The following is an 18,337-nucleotide window of genomic DNA, read 5'->3' on the forward strand; positions in this document are numbered from 1 at the left end:
AATTTAAAAGAGAGCTTACCAAGATAGCTTTAAATAAAACTTACAAACTTATTAGGAAGATTAAATCTTTACCTTGTTTGTAAGTTTTATTAAAGTTCTCTTAATATACTCTCTTTTTTAAAATTAGTTATTTACTTTTCTCTTGTCTTATAGGTAATGTGATTATAAAAGTACTTCCTTTATTAAGTTCACTTTCTACTCTTATTGTACCATGGTGAAGTTCTATTATACTTTTTACCAATGTTAAGCCTATACCACTACTTCTATATTGTTTTTTAGATATGCTATCAGCTTGTACAAATCTATCAAATATAATCTTTTGTTGCTCCTTAGATATTCCAACTCCAGTATCTTTTATAGCAATTTCTACAGTTTCATTTTCACACTCTCTTATGAAAACTTCAATTGTACCATATCCATGAGTATATTTTATAGCATTAGATAAAAGGTTTATAACACATCTTTCAATCTCATTTTTATCACATTCTACATCTAATTCTTCTATTTCAGGATCTATTATAATATCTAAATTATTTTCTTCAATATAAGCTTTTAAACTTAAAGCCGTATCCTCAACTAAAGAAACTATATCCTGCTTTTCTATATTCAATTTATATGCACCTGACTCTATTTTAGATGAATCTATTATATCATTTATTATCTTAAGCAAATGATCAGCATTATTTCTAAGAGTATTAGTATAATCTTCCACTTGATATTTTCCTAAGCAATCTTCCTTATTCTTTAGTTTTATTAGCTGTACTGTAGCTAATATCACATTTAATGGAGTTCTAAGCTCATGTGAAAGATTTACGAAATAATCATTTTTGAATTTTTGCCTTTTTATCATCTCATCTTTAAGATCCGCTGCTTCTTTATAAAGCTTCTCTTTTTCTATATAAAGTTTTTCTTTTTCCTTAGCCTCTTTTTTAAGTTGCTCAGCTCTTTTCTTAACAGTTTTCTCTAAGGCAGTTACATAACTCCACATTAAGAAAATAACTATTACTGCACTTGAAAAATATATTAAATAAGCCGTTGGTGTACGCCATGGTGGTGGCGCAATCTTTAAGTCTAGAGCAGTCACTGGAGTTAAATCTCCATGGTTATCCCTGGCTCTAATTAAAACCTTATATGTTCCAGAATCTAAGGTAGCATAATTAGCATTATTTCTTTTATTAGCAAAAGTCCACTCTTCATCAACACCTTCTAACTTATACTCATAAGTAGTTTTTGTTGTATTTAAATAATCTGGCAAAAAGAAATCAATGGATATATTATTTTCATTATATTTTAAGCTAAGAGTTCCCCCATAGTATGGATAAGTTTTATTATTAACCTTAATTTCATCTATTACTACTTTGCTCTTATTTCTATTGTCTGATAATTTTAAAACGTCCTTAGGATAAAATGCAGTTACCCCATTTATTCCACCAAAAAACATTTCTCCATCTTTACTTTTAAAATAAGATCTGCCGTTAAACTCATTACTTTGTAGCCCATCCATGGCAGTATAATTTATAAACTTATTTGTTTTTTGATCAAATCTAGATAGACCATCATTTGTACTTATCCAAAGATTGTCTTCTTCGTCTATAAGTATTCCATATATAAAATTATTAGCTAATCCATTTACAACAGTATAGTTAGTAAATTTATCAGTTTTAGGATCTAGTTTACTTAATCCCGCTTCAGTTCCAATCCAAACATTTCCCTTTGAATCTTTTTCTAAGCAACGCACTCCATTATTTATAAGACTATTGCTATCAAAACTATTATTTAAATAGCTTTTTAGTACGCCCTTATCCTTATCAAACTTTACTACACCACCATCAATACCTATAGTAATCCATAAAAATCCCTCTTCATCTTGTGAAATACTTGTTACAGCATTCTCAACTATACCTACAGCCTTAAAAACATTGGAATAATCAGTGAAAGTTCCTGTTTTATCATCATAGGATTGTAATCCACCTCTTGCTCCTATCCACAATAATCCATCCTTGTCCACAAAAACATTTCTAGCATCCATTTTATTTCGTTCTCTCATATTATCTGGATACTTTAATCTTTCAACATTTCCACTTTTTTTATTTATCTTGTTAACTCCACCTTGAGTTGCAACCCACAAATTATCTTTATCAGCTTCACATATTTGCCAAACTACATTACTACTTAAGGTATTTTCATCACTATTATTACTATAAAAATTTGTAACTTCCCCAGTCATAGTATTTAATTTATTCAATCCTGCTGAGTTAGTTCCAAGCCATAACATTCCATCAGAATCTTTATAAATTCCACTCATACTATTATCACTAATAGTATTTTCCTTATCAGGCTCTCTTCTATAATGCTTAAAAGGCTGCTTAGGATTTAATAAACTTATTCCATTATAAGTACCAAACCAAAGCAATCCACTTCTATCTTCATATGCAGTTAATACATTATCGTTAACTAAACTAGTATCATCATAATACCTGCTTTCAAAAAGATGCATTTTTTTATTTTCTTTATTATATTCTAATAATCCATTTTGAGTTGATATCCATAAATTATTATATTTATCTTCATAAATGGCATTTACACTATCTGGAGATATTTTAAAAGACTCTAATTCTTTATCAAAATAAGTAATATCTTTATAATTGCTTGATACTAACATAATATGATTATCTGTTACTATCCATATATTATCATCTCTATCTCTATAAATATTAGAAATTGCCGAATTATCATTATCTAATATATCATTTATAGGTTGAATCTCCTTAGTCTTTGTATTAATTACACTTAAACCTTCGCTTGTTCCAACCCATACATTTCCGTATTTATCCTCACATAAAGAAGTAACTACATTGCTTTTTAATCCCTTAGGTTCTGTATCTTTAAAAATTTGATACATATCACCTGTTTTAGGATTATAAATATTTAACCCTTTTCTAGTAGCTATCCAAATAGTTCCATCACTATGCTTTAATATATCCCATATATTATTATTTGATAGCTTGCTTTTTCCCTCTTCATCCTCAAACATTCTACTTACTTCATTTGTTATTACATTTATTTTGCTTATACCCTTGCTAGTTCCAACAAGAATATTATCATTGTCATATTCTATTAGAGCTGATATAAAACTTGAATTAATACTCTTTTTATCATTTACTAATTCTCTAAAAATAACAAACTCATGTCCATTGTATTTATTTAATCCATCTGATGTCCCAAACCACATATACCCTTTATTATCTTGAATTATCTTATTTACAGTAGATTGGGATAATCCGTCCTTTAATGTTAAATTGTTGAATCTTACTTCTGATTCTCCTAAAGCAAAAACATTTTTGCCTTGAATTAGTATTAGTATTAAGGAGAGAAAAGCATATCTTATAACTAATTTTTTTATATTCAATTTTATTACCTCTCTAAAACTAAAATAACAATTTAATTTTCTCAAAAAACAAGAATATTGTCAAACAATGTCACATCAAATTTAATATTTTATCCTAGTAATATTTATATCTCTCAAAAAATTTTCCATATTATATAATATTAATATCTCATCAAAATTCGTATTTTTCATATATTCACTTACTTTCCATGAAAAACTCCTAAGATCAACCGCATGAATTTCCTGAAAGTTTTTACTTAAAAATGGAATCATAGAATTAGCAAAGGAATCTTTAAATATCAATAATTTTTTTCCTAACTTTATATTTTTATTTTCTATAATAGTAAGTCCATTATTTCCTCTAATAAATACTGAGTACTTATCCCTAGTATTTAACTTATCATAATCATATAAACTTTCAAAAATTTTCTCCTGTATATTCATAGTAATATTATCTATATCATAATAAGTTAAAATATCACTTTCTGCACTGAAAAGTTTAGCCTTTGAAAAATATGTTCCATAAAATCCTGTAGCTTCATTCTTTTTTAAACTATTTAAATCAATAGGTTTTTCTCCTAAGCTTTCAATATAAGCTTTATATGCTAAATATGCCCCATAACTTGTCCAATGGTGATCAGTTTTATAATATATATATTCCTCTTTATTTTTCTTAAATAAACTCACTAAATCTATATTTCTATCTTTAGAATTTGCCCTATAAACTTCATTTATAAGATTCTCTTGATTTAAAAGGTTTATTCCCCATGGAATATATTCTTCATAAATGGTATATGAATTTGGAACTATCATAGTAGTAACCTTGCCCTCATATATATCAATAAATCTATTTATGGAATTTATGTTATTTTTAAATCTCTCCTTATCATAAGAAATATTCTTTTCAAACATATAGTTTTCTTTTCCATAAATTATATTGTTATTTTCTAACTTTCCTAAGGTGTACTCACTTATGGATTTTAAGTTTATCCACTGATTTCTAAAAATAAAATTATCATTTATATACTCTTCATATTTATCTCTGTATTTTCCCTCTACAAAAGAACTTATTGAAAATATAGGTTTCCTTGCAAGATTCCTATTTTCTAATTCTGAAAAACTATTACCTTTCTTTACAATATCGAAAAAGGTTAAAATCATTATAAAAGAAAAAAACATATAAACAATTGGATGCTTTTTCATAAAATATTTCCTTTCTAAAATCTAAAATAAAGAAATGGATTATAAGTAGAATCCACTAAATATGCTACTGATAATATAAACACCATCATTAATACTAAGCATTCTAAAGATTTATTTTTCTTTATGAATCTCTCATAAATATTATTTATTAACTTTGTAGATCCTAAAATAGCTATTATAATAACTAAAAAATAGTTTCTTAAATAATAAATAAAATCTAAAGAAAAATTCATTCTAAATAAATACTTTATACTAAGTAAATCCTCAAAGGAAAAAAGTGCCCACCCAAAAACTATAAAAACTATTGCATATATATGAGAAAAAATCTTATATTTATTTAAATAATTCATTAAAAAAACTTTTTCTATAACAATAAGAAAGAAAAAATATAATCCCCATATTATAAAATTATATTTTGCTCCATGCCAAAAACCAGTTAAAAACCATACAATAAAAAGATTTAATATTGTCCTATTTTTCCCTAATCTATTCCCTCCCATAGGAATATAAACATATTCCTTAAACCAAGCGCCAAGGGTAATATGCCATCTCCTCCAAAACTCAGTAATACTTCTTGATATATATGGGAAATTAAAATTTTCAGGAAAATCAAATCCAAGCATCTTTCCAAGTCCTATGGCCATAGAGGAATATCCACTAAAATCAAAATAAATCTGAAAAGAAAATGCTATTACACCAAGCCATAATAAAGGAGTTGACACGTAACTTATTCCAAGTTCTTGAATCTCATTCCATAGAAGACCTATATTATTAGCTATTAAAACCTTCTTGCCCATTCCTATTATAAATTCAGTAATTCCTTCTTCAACTTGATTAACTTTAATTTTCCTATTTTTAAGTTCATTTTTTATGTCTGAATATTTTACTATGGGACCTGCTATAAGCTGTGGAAAAAGACATACATAAGCCCCAAAGTTTATTATATTTCTTTCAGCCTTTATCTTTCCTCTATATACATCAATGGTATATGACATAGTCTGAAAGGTATAAAAACTTATTCCTAGAGGTAAGGTTAAATATATTAATGATAAAGAAGTCCCAAGAACTAAATTTATATTTTCAATAAAGAAATTCAAATATTTAAATAATATGAGCATACCTAAATTAAATATAAGAGAGCAAAATAAAAGTACCTTAGTGATTATTTTTTTCTTCTTATATTTTTCAATAAAAATACTTATTGAATAATCTACTCCTATGGATAAAAGCATTATAATAAAATACTTTGGTTCTCCCCATGAGTAAAATACTAAACTTAATATTAATAGAGATAAATTTTTAAATTTATTTGGAGTTAGGTAGTATATTATAAACATTATTGGTAAAAATCTAAATATAAACATAATACTGCTAAATACCATTTTAAATATCCTCAAAATTCAATTTTATATTTCTAAGAGACTTTAATAGTCTCTTTTTTATTATCTTTCTCTCTAAATACCTTCTAATCTAAAATATGTATTTTAAAATAATAAATAAATTAGTTAAACTTGCTAATACTTACAGAAAAATATAAAAATTTCCCCTTTCCCTAAGCATAGCAAGTTTAAAAATCAAACTATTAATTTATTATTTCTTTAAATAGGAATTAACCTTTATTTGAATTCCCCTTCGTATATCTTATTTGCTTCTTCTAATTGGTCTTGTGGTAATATAAATAGTGAAACATAATTTCCCTTAACCTTAACCTCTGAAGACTCTGCAATCTCTTTTTCCTCTGGATAAAAAGCTTTTCCAATCTTATCTTCTAGAACCTTATCTAAAGACGCTTTTACTGATTCTACTTTTCCCTCCTTAGCTTTTGCAATAATAATTAAGGCATTTCCTGGTGATCTTCCAGTCTCAGAAATTCCATATTCCTCTACATCATCTAAATTTAAATGATAAAGTTCCTTAGCCATTTGATCATCTACAGGCATAGGCATTATAACCATGCCAGCATCTACAAGTTTATTTGTCATATCTGAAGCACTCATAGACATTTTTATATCACTTTGTTCAACATTTGTTCCATTATTATCTTTAGCTCCACAAGAGGTTAATGTAGCCCCTATCATAACTGAGGCTAAGACACTTATTAAAAACTTTTTCATCCCTATATTCACTCCCTAACATACATATTTATTATGTTAAAGCTATTATATCCTATAACCTAATCCCCTCCAATAATTTTGGAATATTGTTAATCCTTTAGTAACTTTTAAAGATTATTTTTTATAATTAAATAATTTTCTTCTAAAATCATCTTAATTAAAATCAAATTAATAATAGATAAAAACTACTATTTAAATAAAAAAAGCATCAAAAGAAATGGATTCTTTGATGCCTTAAAATATATATTTAATTATCTTTTTTTATATACCTTTTTAGGTAAATTGCTTTTCTTTTTACTATTGTTTTTATTTGAAGGAACCTTTTTTACCTCTGTTTCATGTATCTTTCCTTCATATAAATAAACTCTAGGAATTTTTATTTTTAATTGTCTTTCACATTTTACTATTATTTTTTCTTCTTTATAATCTGCTAAAGAGTATGCAAAGCCTTTTTCTCCAGCTCTTCCTACACGTCCTACCCTATGTAAGTAGTTTTGAGAATTCATAGGAATATCTAAGTTAACTATATGTGTAGCTCCCTTAATATCTAGCCCTCTAGCTGATACATCTGAAGTTATTAAAACCTTGGCTTTTCCACTTCTAAAATCTTGAAGTGCCTTCTTTCTCTCCATTTTATTATCACTTCCATGAAGAGAAACTGCCTCTATTTTATTATATTTTAACTTTTGAATTACATTATGTACATTATAGCTATTATTTATAAAAACTATTATTTTTTTCTCATCCCCTATAGCATGTATAAGCTTTCTTAAAAAGTCTATTTTATCTCTTAATTCTACTTGAAAATATCCATGTTCTATATTTTCATTAACCTTGTTTGCAGCTTTTGCTTGAATAAGCTCACTAGTTCCTATTAATTCATCTGCAGTTTCTAAGGCTTTTTCATTCATTGTAGCTGAGAATATAAGCTTTTGAGTATCCCTTGGACAAGATTTAACAACACTTTTCACATCTTTTATGTTTATAAAATCTAATAGTTTATCACCTTCGTCAATAACTATTGTTTTTATAGTATTAGTTGTTATTTTTTTCTTATTTATAAGCTCTAAAATTCTCCCTGTAGTTCCAACAAGTATATGAGGCTTATTTTTAAGCTTCTCCATTTGTCTCTTTATATTTCCGCTTCCAACTAAAGTTGTTGAAGTTATCTTTTTTCCAAGTCCTCTTTTAAGATCATTTAAAACATTGTTTATCTGAACTCCTAATTCATGAGTTGGTGAAAGAATAATAGCTTGCATCTCATTTTTTGAATCATCAATCTTTTCTATTATAGGAAGTAAATATGCTAAAGTTTTTCCTGTTCCTGTTTCAGCTTTTCCTATTACATTTTTACCTTTTAAAATTTCAGGTATAGCTTTTTCCTGAATATCTGTTGGCTCCTCTATTCCTAATCCTACTAAAGATTTTAAAACCTCTTCACTTAATCCTAACTTTAAAAATTTATCCATTAGCATCCCATCCTTCTTTAACTCTAAAGTTTAATCTTATTGTTTTTTAATATATTCTCACAAAGAGTTTCAAAATGAGAAGTATCTACGCCTTCCTTCTTCAACTTAGAAAGTCTTAAATTTATTCTTTCTAAAGTTTCCTTACCTTCTCTTTTATCTCTTTTTTTGATACATGTATTAAAATAATCAACTAAATAATCTATTTTTATAACTTCATTAGCTAAGTCTTCTCTATCTTCATTTATAAGTTCTATCAATAAAGAATATACCTTAGGAGAAGTTGAATTTCTATGCATTTTTAAGAAATCATTATTTCTACTAGTTATCTTTGCCATACTTATTTTCCTTTCTAAATAAATTATGATTTAACATAAATTATTGACATAACATCCTTTAATATATCATAAGTAAAAAGAAAAAAACAGAAGAAACTATATGAAAATAAACTTTAAATAAAACTTATTAATATATTTTACTAATTACTAGATAAATCTATAAGCTTTATTTTTAAAGATTCAATATAGTTTCTTCTTAAAACAATAATATTCTCTATTTTATTATTCTATAAAGTTTAGCTTTAATTTAAATATCAAACTTTATAAAATATATAATACTTAAAATAACAACTATTTTAAAAGTATTTCTTATATAATACCATGGTCTAACATAGCATCTGCAACCTTTTTAAATCCTGCAATATTAGCTCCAACTATTAGATTTCCATCATGACCATATTCAGAAGCTGCATTTCTAGAATTATAGTATATATTTTTCATTATGTCTTTAAGTTTTGCATCAACCTCTTCAAAAGTCCAAGACATTCTTAAACTATTTTGACTCATTTCTAAAGCTGATGTTGCTACTCCACCTGCATTGGCAGCTTTTGCTGGTGCAAATAAAATTTTATTATCCACAAAAAGTTTTTGAGCTTCTAAAGTTGAAGGCATATTTGCTCCTTCTCCTACAGCAATTACTCCATTATCAATTAAAGTTTTTGCACTGCTTTTATCTATTTCATTTTGAGTAGCACAAGGAAGTGCTATATCACATTTAACATTCCAAATTCCTCTGCATCCCTCAGTAAACTTAGCAGTTTTAACATAATTTACATATTCAGAAATTCTTCCTCTTTTTACTTCTTTGATTTCTTTTACAACCTCTAAATCTATTCCATTTTCATCATATACATAACCTGATGAATCTGAAAGTGCAACAACCTTTCCTCCAAGCTCTTGAACTTTTTCAGTGGCATATATTGCAACATTTCCTGAACCTGAGATTACAACAGTTTTTCCTTCTATTGTTTGACCGTTATCTCTTAACATTTCATCTACAAAATATACTAAACCATATCCAGTTGCTTCTTTTCTAGCTAAGCTACCACCATAAGTTAATCCCTTACCAGTTAAAACTCCCGCATCTACTGAATTTTTAAGTTTTTTATATTGACCAAACATATAGCCTATTTCTCTTCCTCCAACCCCAATATCTCCTGCAGGAACATCTGTATTAGGTCCTATATGTCTATAAAGTTCACTCATAAAGCTTTGGCAAAATCTCATTATCTCTCTATCTGATTTTCCCTTAGGATCAAAGTTAGATCCTCCTTTTCCTCCTCCAATAGGAAGAGTAGTTAAAGAATTCTTAAATATTTGCTCAAATCCTAAAAATTTTATTATGCTTAAATTAACTGAAGGATGGAATCTTAATCCTCCCTTATATGGTCCTATAGCACTATTAAATTGTACTCTATATCCTCTGTTAACTCTTACATTTCCAGCATCGTCAACCCAAGGAACTCTAAACATTATAACTCTCTCTGGTTCAACAATTCTTTCTAATATTCCCTCTTCCATATACTTAGGATTCTTTTCTAAGACAGGTACTAAAGAGTATAACACTTCTTCTGCAGCAGCTAAGAACTCACTTTCTCCAGGGTTATTTTTCTTTAAATCTTCCATTAAATTATCTACATATTTTTTTACTTCCATTTTAATGCCCCCTTTTTTATGTTCACTATAGCTTTTACATTGACTATATTATTTAAAAGTTATAGCTTTAAGCTAATATTCTAGGAAAATATTTTCTTAATTAAATCTTATTTTATATTATAGCATAAAGTACCATTTATTAAATAATAATCTTTAATATTTAATAAATTGATAATTTTAACAAGACTTATATTATAAATAAATATTTTTAACATTAAAAATATTTATAAACCTTCTTTTTTTCAAAATTATTATACATAACTAACTATAGATACCAAGTCACTTTAATCATAATAACATTTTTTTATTACAATTTATTATTATTAATTTTTAAGATATTATACTAAAATTTTAGTTATTTAAATTCCAATATAGTATTATTTTTATATCTGCTTACTTAATTACATAAAACTTATTTATACTTTTAATTTAATCTTAAAAATAAAAAAGGTAACTTTATTTAATAAAGCTACCTTTTTTTATTATCTAATAACCTTTTGTGGATTTGAAAAAAAGAATAAATCAAGCATTTTTTGATCTATTAAAACTTCATATGCAACCATTTTAGTTTCCCATCTAACTACAATTACATAAACCTTTTTTCCTTCTTGAATATTGTTATAACATTTCTTTACTTTTACATTAGAATATCTATTTAATTCACTATTTCCTAAAGGTGCAATAATTTCAACCTCTCTTAAATTTATGTTACCCTTTACTTTTCTTCTAACTCTCTCATAAATAGCACTTATTTCAAGTTCTCCATCAGTAAATTCATAGTCATATTCAACCATTGTTAACCTTTTAGCTATAAAAAGAGGCAAACATATTAATATTAAAAATATCAAAGCAGGTATTAGCCCTGTAAAAATAAATATTCCTGCTGCTAAAAACAAGGAAATAATCATAGCTGGCACTATCATCTTATGTAGATTTGATTCTTCGCCACTTATACTTAATTCATAAAACTTCTCCATACCCGTCTCCCTTTTCCATTTGCTTTTTCTTTCATTATATCATAAATTTCTTTTCAATTTTATATACTAAACCTAGTAATAAATATTAATTTTTTGTATTATTTTAATATTTATATCATTTAAACTTAACATTAAAATAATTTTAATTTGCAATTTTTAAATTTTAATCTTTCATTTTTTAAAATAAAATGATAAAATTAAAAAGTATTAAATTTTGATAGGAGTGTTAAACTATGGATAAAAAGACAGCTATTGATTGGAATAATCTAGGCTTCTCTTATATGAAAACAGATTATCGTTACATATCTCACTATAAAGATGGTAAATGGGATGAAGGAAAATTAGTTACAGACAACAAATTAAGCATAAGTGAAGCTTCAACTGCCCTTCACTATGGCCAACAATGTTTTGAAGGTTTAAAAGCTTATAGAACAAAGGATGGAAAGATTCAACTTTTTAGAGTAGATGAAAATGCTAAGAGAATGAATAAATCATGTGATAAACTTTTAATGCCTGAAATACCAGTTGAAAAATTCATAGATGCTTGTATGCAAGTTGTCAAGGCTAATGAAAGATTTGTACCTCCATACGGTACTGGTGCAACTCTTTATATAAGACCTTTCATGATAGGTGTTGGTGATAATATAGGTGTTAAATCTGCTCCTGAATTTATATTTTCAGTATTCTGCCTTCCAGTTGGTGCTTATTTTAAAGGTGGAATGAAGCCTGTAAACTTTATGATTGCAGATTATGATAGAGCTGCTCCTAAAGGAACTGGTGCCGCTAAAGTTGGTGGAAATTACGCAGCAAGCTTAAAGGCTCATGAAATAGCTGCAAAAAAAGGATTTGCTGATTGTATATATTTAGACCCAGCAACTCACACTAAAATTGAGGAAGTTGGAGCTGCAAACTTCTTTGGAATAACAAAGAAAGGTGAGTTTGTTACTCCATATTCAGAATCAATTTTACCAAGTATAACAAAATACTCTTTAATGCAAATAGCTAAAGATTATTTAAAAATGCCTGTATCAGAAAGAGATGTTTTAATAGATAACTTAGATGAATTCGCTGAGGCTGGCGCTTGTGGTACAGCCGCTGTAATAACTCCAATAGGAGGAATAGAATATAAGAATAAACTTCATGTTTTCCATAGCGAAACTGAAGTTGGTCCTATTACTAAAAAACTTTATGATCTTTTATCTGGAATGCAATTTGGAGATGTAGAAGCTCCTGAAGGATGGATATTTGAAGTTAAATAATACATAAAAAAGAGAGTGAGTAGTAAACTCCTCTCTTTTTCTCTTAATTAAGAAAACTTTCTTTTATTTCTCTTAGTAATTCTTTATAATTATCACCAGAATCTATTATCCTAAAAGTTTCATCATTAACCTTAATAAATTCTTCACTTAATGATAAGCTTATATAATCATCTCCCATATATATATTATACTCATTTAAAATCACTGGATTTTTAAAAGGTTTAACTATTTTTATTTCCTTAATATCATCATATATATTTGCTATATCATTTTCATCTTCTATTTTATAACTATTAAATTCCGAATCATTTTTCTTTTCTGTAACAACTATATATTCTGGATTTTCTATTAACATATTAAATGCAGCCTCTAGTTTAATAGGCATAAAGAAATATGAACAAATAATAACTGATATTGTTATAAAGAAAGTAATAACTAATTTATTAAGAAGCTTCATATATTCCCTCAAAATTAATTGCTTACTTTAATACTATTCCCCTTACATCTAAATTATGCTTTTTAGCTAAATCTCTATATATTTCTAGCATATTATTTTCCTCAAAAAACATAGGAAAACTCAAATTATAATTTCCCCATATAGTCATAGGCTTTTCCATAAAATATATGGTGCAAAAGAATAATTCTCTAGTATTTAATCTAGTTATAAAGGACATTAAGTCTTTATTATGAAGCTCAAAATAAACACTTTTTATTTCCTGTTTATTGATATTATCTATCAAAATATTTTTATCCCTTTCATCTAACCCCTCTAAAAGCCTTGCTAAACTCTCATCTTCTAAGTTTTTTATGTATAAGTCTATTATTACTTTTCCCTTATTAAGCTCTAATGCTTCATTAAAGAAATTAATAAAACATCCCTCTTTTATTTTAAAAGAATCATTATCCCCATTATATTCTAAAAGCCCGTTTGAATATCTATCAAATCCATCTAATATATTATTAAATCTTATTTTTATTTTATTTTTAAATTCATCTTCACTTATAGATTTTAAGATTTGACTCAAAAATAACACTCCTTCACTTAACTTATTATGATTATTATACACAAAGCTTATTTTATTTGGCTATATTATTGAAAATTTATCTCTTAAATCATATTTTAATACATATAACAAATTGTTTAATGAAATACTAAAGTTATTATTTATTACAAAATATGTTGAGGTGATTTTACTGTGTTTAAACATTTTAAGAAAAACGCACTTATTATTTTTTTATTATTAAGTATTTTTACTAGCTTTTTTATTAGTAATACTTTAGTTGTTTCAGCAGAAGATAATGATGTACATTTAGTTTTAGATACTAAAAATATTAATAATCTTCCAAATAATTTTAGAACAACATCTGATTTAGAAAGATTAAAAAACCTATCTAATATTAATATGAAAGGTTTAGATACTCTCAATATTTCAGGAAGTCAACAATTTTCTCCTAATAACCTTTCACTTTTAGTTACTTCAATTAAAACCACTTTACCTATAACAATTGTAGATTTAAGGCAAGAATCTCATGGATTTATTAATGAATATCCTGTTAGTTGGAAAGGCGAAAAAAATAATGCCAACTTAGGTTTAACCAGAACAGAAGTTATTGATACTGAAAGAAAGCTTTTAAACAGTATTACCTTAGGAACTCCAATACAATTTTTTAATGACCCTAAGCTAACTGTTATCCCCGAGAAAGTTCTTTCTGAAAATCAATTAGTAAAAGCTAATTCTATGAATTATGTTAGAATTCCAGTAACTGATGGGAAGCTTCCTACTTACGAAATGGTAGATTTTTTTGTTCAATATGTAAATTCAATGCCAAAAGATTCATGGCTACATTTCCATTGTAAGGAAGGAATAGGAAGAACAACAACTTTTATGATTATGTATGATATAATGAAAAACTATAATAATGCTACTCTTGATGAAATAATAAATAGACAATTAACTCTCTCTGGAATCAAGGAAAAATCTATACTTTCCTTCCCTTCAAAAGAGCGTTTAGACTTCTTTACTAAATTTTATGAATATGTAAAAGAACAAAATAATGATTTTAAGATTAGTTGGAGTCAATGGCTTAATAAAAATAATTTTCCTCTAATCACTATCCGCTAAATATATAAATATTATTTAAAGAAAAAGGATGTATTAAAATAATTAATAAATAAAACTTATAAGGTATTTTTTATTATCTATAAGTTTTATGTTTAACTTTTAATACATCCTTTTCTTATTCTATTCTTCTTTTAAGAAGCTATATTGAGCACAATACAGATTATAATAATATCCTTTTCTATTTAATAACTCTTCATGAGTTCCATCTTCAACAATTTTTCCATGGGAAAGAACAAATATTTTATCACAATCTCTTATGGTAGAAAGTCTATGTGCTATAACTATAGAAGTTCTTCCTTCCATTAGTTTCTTTATTCCTTCTTGAACTAGCCTTTCTGTTTCAGTATCAATATTAGCAGTTGCTTCATCTAATATAAGTATTCTTGGATCTGAAATTAAGGCCCTAGCAAATGCTATTAACTGCCTTTGTCCTAATGAAAGTCTTGATCCTCTTTCATTAACATTTGTATTATATCCCTCTTCAAGTTTTTCTATAAAGTTATGAGCATTTACAGCCTTTGCAGCTTGGATTATTTCCTCATCAGTAGCATCTAATTTCCCATAGCGTATGTTCTCCTTAATAGAAGAAGCAAAAAGAAATGAATCTTGAAGCATTATTCCCATCTGACTTCTAAGACTTTCTACATCTACAGTACTTATATCAATACCATCTATAAATATTTTTCCTTTAGTTGGCTCATAAAATCTACTTATAAGGTTTGTTATTGTAGTTTTTCCAGCTCCTGTTTCTCCAACTAAGGCTATTTTTTCTCCTGGATTTAAGGTGAATGTTACATCTTTTAATGCATGATTTCCATCATTATCATAGGAAAAAGTAACATCTTCAAAATGAATTTCTCCTTTTATCTTTGGAAGTTTTTCTTCTGCCTTATTATTTACCATGTGGTTCTTAGTATCCATAATATCAAAAATTCTTTCTGCTGCTGAAAGATTAGTAACAAAAGCATTATAAAAGGCTGATAAGTTCATTATAGGTCTCCAAAGCATTTCAATATACATTATGAAGGCCATTAAGGTTCCTAAAGATAAATTTCCACCTCTTGTTAATTTATACCCTGCAAATAATACTATTGCAATTCCAAAACCTCTGCATATATCCACTGTAGGCCAAAAATAATCTTGAAGCCTAACTGCATGTAAAAAACCACCTGCATGTCCTTCTAGATGATTTTCAAATTTTTCTCTTGAATACTCTTCTCTATTAAATCCTTGAACCACTTTCATTCCTGAAAATGCTTCATGGGTATAACCTAAAAGAGCTGATCTATTTTCCCTAAAAACTCTCCACCTTTTATTTGATTTTATTTCTATAAAAAACATTCCCGCAAAAAGAAATGGTAAAACTGTTAAACAAACCAAAGTAAGACTTGGATCCATTAAAAACATCATAAAAATTACTAGTAAAATTGTAAAAAGGTTTGGTATTAAATTAACAATACTATGATTTAACAAGTTATTTAATGCATTAACATCACCAACTACCCTTGATAAAATCTTACCTACTGGTCTACTATCAAAAAAGGAAAAACTTAAAGTTTGTATATGAGTATAAAGTTCATGTCTTATATTTACTAATATTTGATTTGTTATTTTACTCATAGATAGCATTCTTATTTTTGAAAGTATCATTGCTATTATATTTAATAAAAGTAAAACTGCTCCTATGCCAAGTAATCCATTTACATCCTTAGCAGAAACAAATTTATCTATAGAAACCTTCATTAAGTATGGATTTAATGTATTACAACTCATAATAAGTAAAAGCATTAATATTATTCCTATAGTTTTCCACTTGTATGGAGCCACATATTTTAGAAGTCTCTTTATAGTCTTCCACTTATGAGTTTTTTTCTCATTTATTTCTTCCATTATCTCTTCCCCCTTTTTAATTAAAATTTTAATATTATTGTATAAACTCTAAATCTTGAAATTGATGACAATATACACTATAGTAATATCCCTTTTTCTTTAATAAACTTTCATGATCTCCCATTTCAACTATTTCTCCATCTTTCATGAAAAGTATTATATCGGCGTCCTTAACCCCAGATATTCTATGAGCAATTATAAATGTAGTTGCTTTATCTTGCTTTTTAGATAAATTTTTAAGCACATTAAATTCTGTCTCCATATCAAGTGCTGATGTAGCATCATCTAAAATTAATATTGGTGTTTTTCTAACTAAAGCTCTAGCTATTGCTAATCTCTGCTTTTGACCACCTGAAAGTCCTAAACCTCTTTCTCCAACTTCTGTTTCAAATCCTTCTGGCATTTCTTTTATGAAATCATAAGCACAACTATCCTTTGCTGCCTCTATTATTTCATCTTCACTTTTATTTCCTCCAAAATCTATATTATCTTTTATAGAATCAGAAAACAGAAATGTATCTTGAAAAACCACAGCCATATTTTCTCTTAAACTATCTAAATTCCATTTTTTCACGTTAACTCCATCAATCAATAACTCTCCAGAAGATACATCATAATGCCTTCCTATTAAAGAAAGAATTGAACTTTTACCACATCCTGTTTCCCCCATAATAGCTACGGTACTTCCTGCTGGTATTTTTAGGTTTATTTTCTTTAGCACTTCTTCCTCATTATACCTAAAGGATACGTTCTTAAATTCTATTTCACCTTTAACCTTATCTGGATTATAAGAATTCTCCATAGAAGTTATTTGAGGCTTTCTTTTAAGAATGTTAAATATTTTATCCATAGATGCTCTATTTTGAGACATCATATTTACAAGACCACCTATATTTTTCACACAAAAAGATAAATTTAAAATATAACTACTGAAAGCTAAAAGTGTTCCCATAGTAATATTTCCTTTGATAACCAAGTATCCTCCATAAATTATCATTGCTACAGGAGTTAAATTTGTTAAAAGATCAATTACAGGCAAGAAATTGCTTAAAATTTTTGCTTGAGTTATATTAAGGTCATAATAATCCTTATTGACCTTTAAAAACTTTTCAGTTTCATATTTTTCTCTAGCAAAAGCCTTTACTAATCTTATTCCTGCTATATCTTGCTGTGCCATAAGATTTATATCAGCCACTTTATCACTTATTTTTGAGTAATTTCTATGAAACTTTTTATTAACTAGAATAGCCAAAACCCCTACAGGAAGTAAGATGACTAAACAGATTATTGTAAGAGAAGGACTCATACTCATCATTATGGTTACAGATATAATAAATAATATTATTCCTTCTATAAGTAATCTAAGTCCATAAGATATTGTTTCCCAAACTATATCTACATCTTCACCAATTCTTGACATAAGTTCTCCTGTATTGGTACTATCAAAGAATGAAAATTCAAAGCTTTGAATCTTTTTAAATAAGTCCATTCTAATTTCTTTGCTTACATTTAAAGAAAACTTATCAAATAAAAACTCCTTAATATATCCTAATATTCCACGTAAAAGTGATAATCCTAAAAAAACTCCAAAAAATAATCCTAATTTGCTTTTATCACTTCCTAGTAAAATATCATCAACAAATATTTTTTGAAGATATGGAAAAAAACTATCTATCCCCAAAACAATTATCATAGCTACTATAGGAACTATTAAAAATACCATTCTCTTAGATATATAATCCTTAAATATCCCCATAAATATTCCCCCTTTATTTATATAATTTAATAAACCTTTATATATAATCACCTATATTTTCATGATTCCCCTCCTTATAATTAAAATAAAAAAACACCTATGTTCCTTAAGCAAAAGCTATGCTTAAAGACATAGATGCCCTATAAAAATCAAGAATATAAGAAAAA

General features: G+C 26.9%; 14 protein-coding genes. 2 read left to right on the forward strand and 12 right to left on the reverse strand.

What is annotated here, in order from left to right; genetic code table 11:
* Positions 1-127 precede the first annotated feature (127 nt).
* The 8 genes from CPF_RS08560 to CPF_RS08595 all read right to left on the reverse strand — a co-directional run bounded on the left by CPF_RS08560 (position 128) and on the right by CPF_RS08595 (position 11,142).
* The gene (locus CPF_RS08560; RefSeq protein WP_011590867.1) at positions 128-3,409 is read right to left on the reverse strand and encodes a ligand-binding sensor domain-containing protein; all 3,282 of its coding nucleotides are present in this window, start codon (positions 3,407-3,409) and stop codon (positions 128-130) included.
* 81 nt (positions 3,410-3,490) lie between these two features.
* The gene (locus tag CPF_RS08565) at positions 3,491-4,591 is read right to left on the reverse strand and encodes a DHHW family protein (RefSeq protein ID WP_011590868.1); all 1,101 of its coding nucleotides are present in this window, start codon (positions 4,589-4,591) and stop codon (positions 3,491-3,493) included.
* A gap of 14 nt (positions 4,592-4,605) precedes the next feature.
* Entirely contained in the window at positions 4,606-5,973 is a 1,368-nt protein-coding gene (locus tag CPF_RS08570; RefSeq protein ID WP_011590869.1) for an MBOAT family O-acyltransferase, read from the reverse strand.
* Positions 5,974-6,207: 234 nt separating this feature from the next.
* The gene (locus tag CPF_RS08575; RefSeq protein ID WP_003478097.1) at positions 6,208-6,705 is read right to left on the reverse strand and encodes a DUF4358 domain-containing protein; all 498 of its coding nucleotides are present in this window, start codon (positions 6,703-6,705) and stop codon (positions 6,208-6,210) included.
* Between the two features lie 251 nt (positions 6,706-6,956).
* Positions 6,957-8,174, reverse strand: coding sequence for a DEAD/DEAH box helicase (locus tag CPF_RS08580; RefSeq protein WP_003481632.1), 1,218 nt, complete (start codon positions 8,172-8,174; stop codon positions 6,957-6,959).
* A gap of 23 nt (positions 8,175-8,197) precedes the next feature.
* Positions 8,198-8,509, reverse strand: coding sequence for a hypothetical protein (locus tag CPF_RS08585; RefSeq protein WP_003452013.1), 312 nt, complete (start codon positions 8,507-8,509; stop codon positions 8,198-8,200).
* Between the two features lie 309 nt (positions 8,510-8,818).
* Entirely contained in the window at positions 8,819-10,165 is a 1,347-nt protein-coding gene (gene gdhA, locus CPF_RS08590) for an NADP-specific glutamate dehydrogenase (RefSeq protein ID WP_003474084.1), read from the reverse strand.
* 482 nt (positions 10,166-10,647) lie between these two features.
* Entirely contained in the window at positions 10,648-11,142 is a 495-nt protein-coding gene (locus CPF_RS08595; RefSeq protein WP_011590870.1) for a hypothetical protein, read from the reverse strand.
* A 233-nt stretch (positions 11,143-11,375) separates the two neighbouring features.
* Here CPF_RS08595 and CPF_RS08600 point away from each other — a divergent pair, with 233 nt between their 5' ends.
* Entirely contained in the window at positions 11,376-12,401 is a 1,026-nt protein-coding gene (locus CPF_RS08600) for a branched-chain amino acid aminotransferase (RefSeq protein WP_003456091.1), read from the forward strand.
* A 43-nt stretch (positions 12,402-12,444) separates the two neighbouring features.
* Here the strand turns inward: CPF_RS08600 and CPF_RS08605 are convergent, their stop codons facing one another.
* Together CPF_RS08605 and CPF_RS08610 are read right to left on the reverse strand one after the other, a co-directional pair.
* Positions 12,445-12,858, reverse strand: coding sequence for a hypothetical protein (locus tag CPF_RS08605; protein WP_003455913.1), 414 nt, complete (start codon positions 12,856-12,858; stop codon positions 12,445-12,447).
* A gap of 22 nt (positions 12,859-12,880) precedes the next feature.
* Positions 12,881-13,426 (reverse strand): hypothetical protein, encoded by a 546-nt coding sequence (locus tag CPF_RS08610; protein ID WP_041702707.1) that lies wholly within the window; start codon positions 13,424-13,426, stop codon positions 12,881-12,883.
* Positions 13,427-13,597: 171 nt separating this feature from the next.
* Here CPF_RS08610 and CPF_RS08615 point away from each other — a divergent pair, with 171 nt between their 5' ends.
* Positions 13,598-14,524, forward strand: coding sequence for a fused DSP-PTPase phosphatase/NAD kinase-like protein (locus CPF_RS08615; RefSeq protein WP_011590872.1), 927 nt, complete (start codon positions 13,598-13,600; stop codon positions 14,522-14,524).
* A 120-nt stretch (positions 14,525-14,644) separates the two neighbouring features.
* Here the strand turns inward: CPF_RS08615 and CPF_RS08620 are convergent, their stop codons facing one another.
* Positions 14,645-16,414 (reverse strand): ABC transporter ATP-binding protein, encoded by a 1,770-nt coding sequence (locus CPF_RS08620; protein WP_011590873.1) that lies wholly within the window; start codon positions 16,412-16,414, stop codon positions 14,645-14,647.
* A 34-nt stretch (positions 16,415-16,448) separates the two neighbouring features.
* Positions 16,449-18,170 (reverse strand): ABC transporter ATP-binding protein, encoded by a 1,722-nt coding sequence (locus CPF_RS08625; protein WP_011590874.1) that lies wholly within the window; start codon positions 18,168-18,170, stop codon positions 16,449-16,451.
* Positions 18,171-18,337 lie beyond the last annotated feature (167 nt).

This window comes from Clostridium perfringens ATCC 13124 (assembly GCF_000013285.1).
Classification (GTDB): Bacteria; Bacillota; Clostridia; order Clostridiales; family Clostridiaceae; genus Sarcina; species Sarcina perfringens.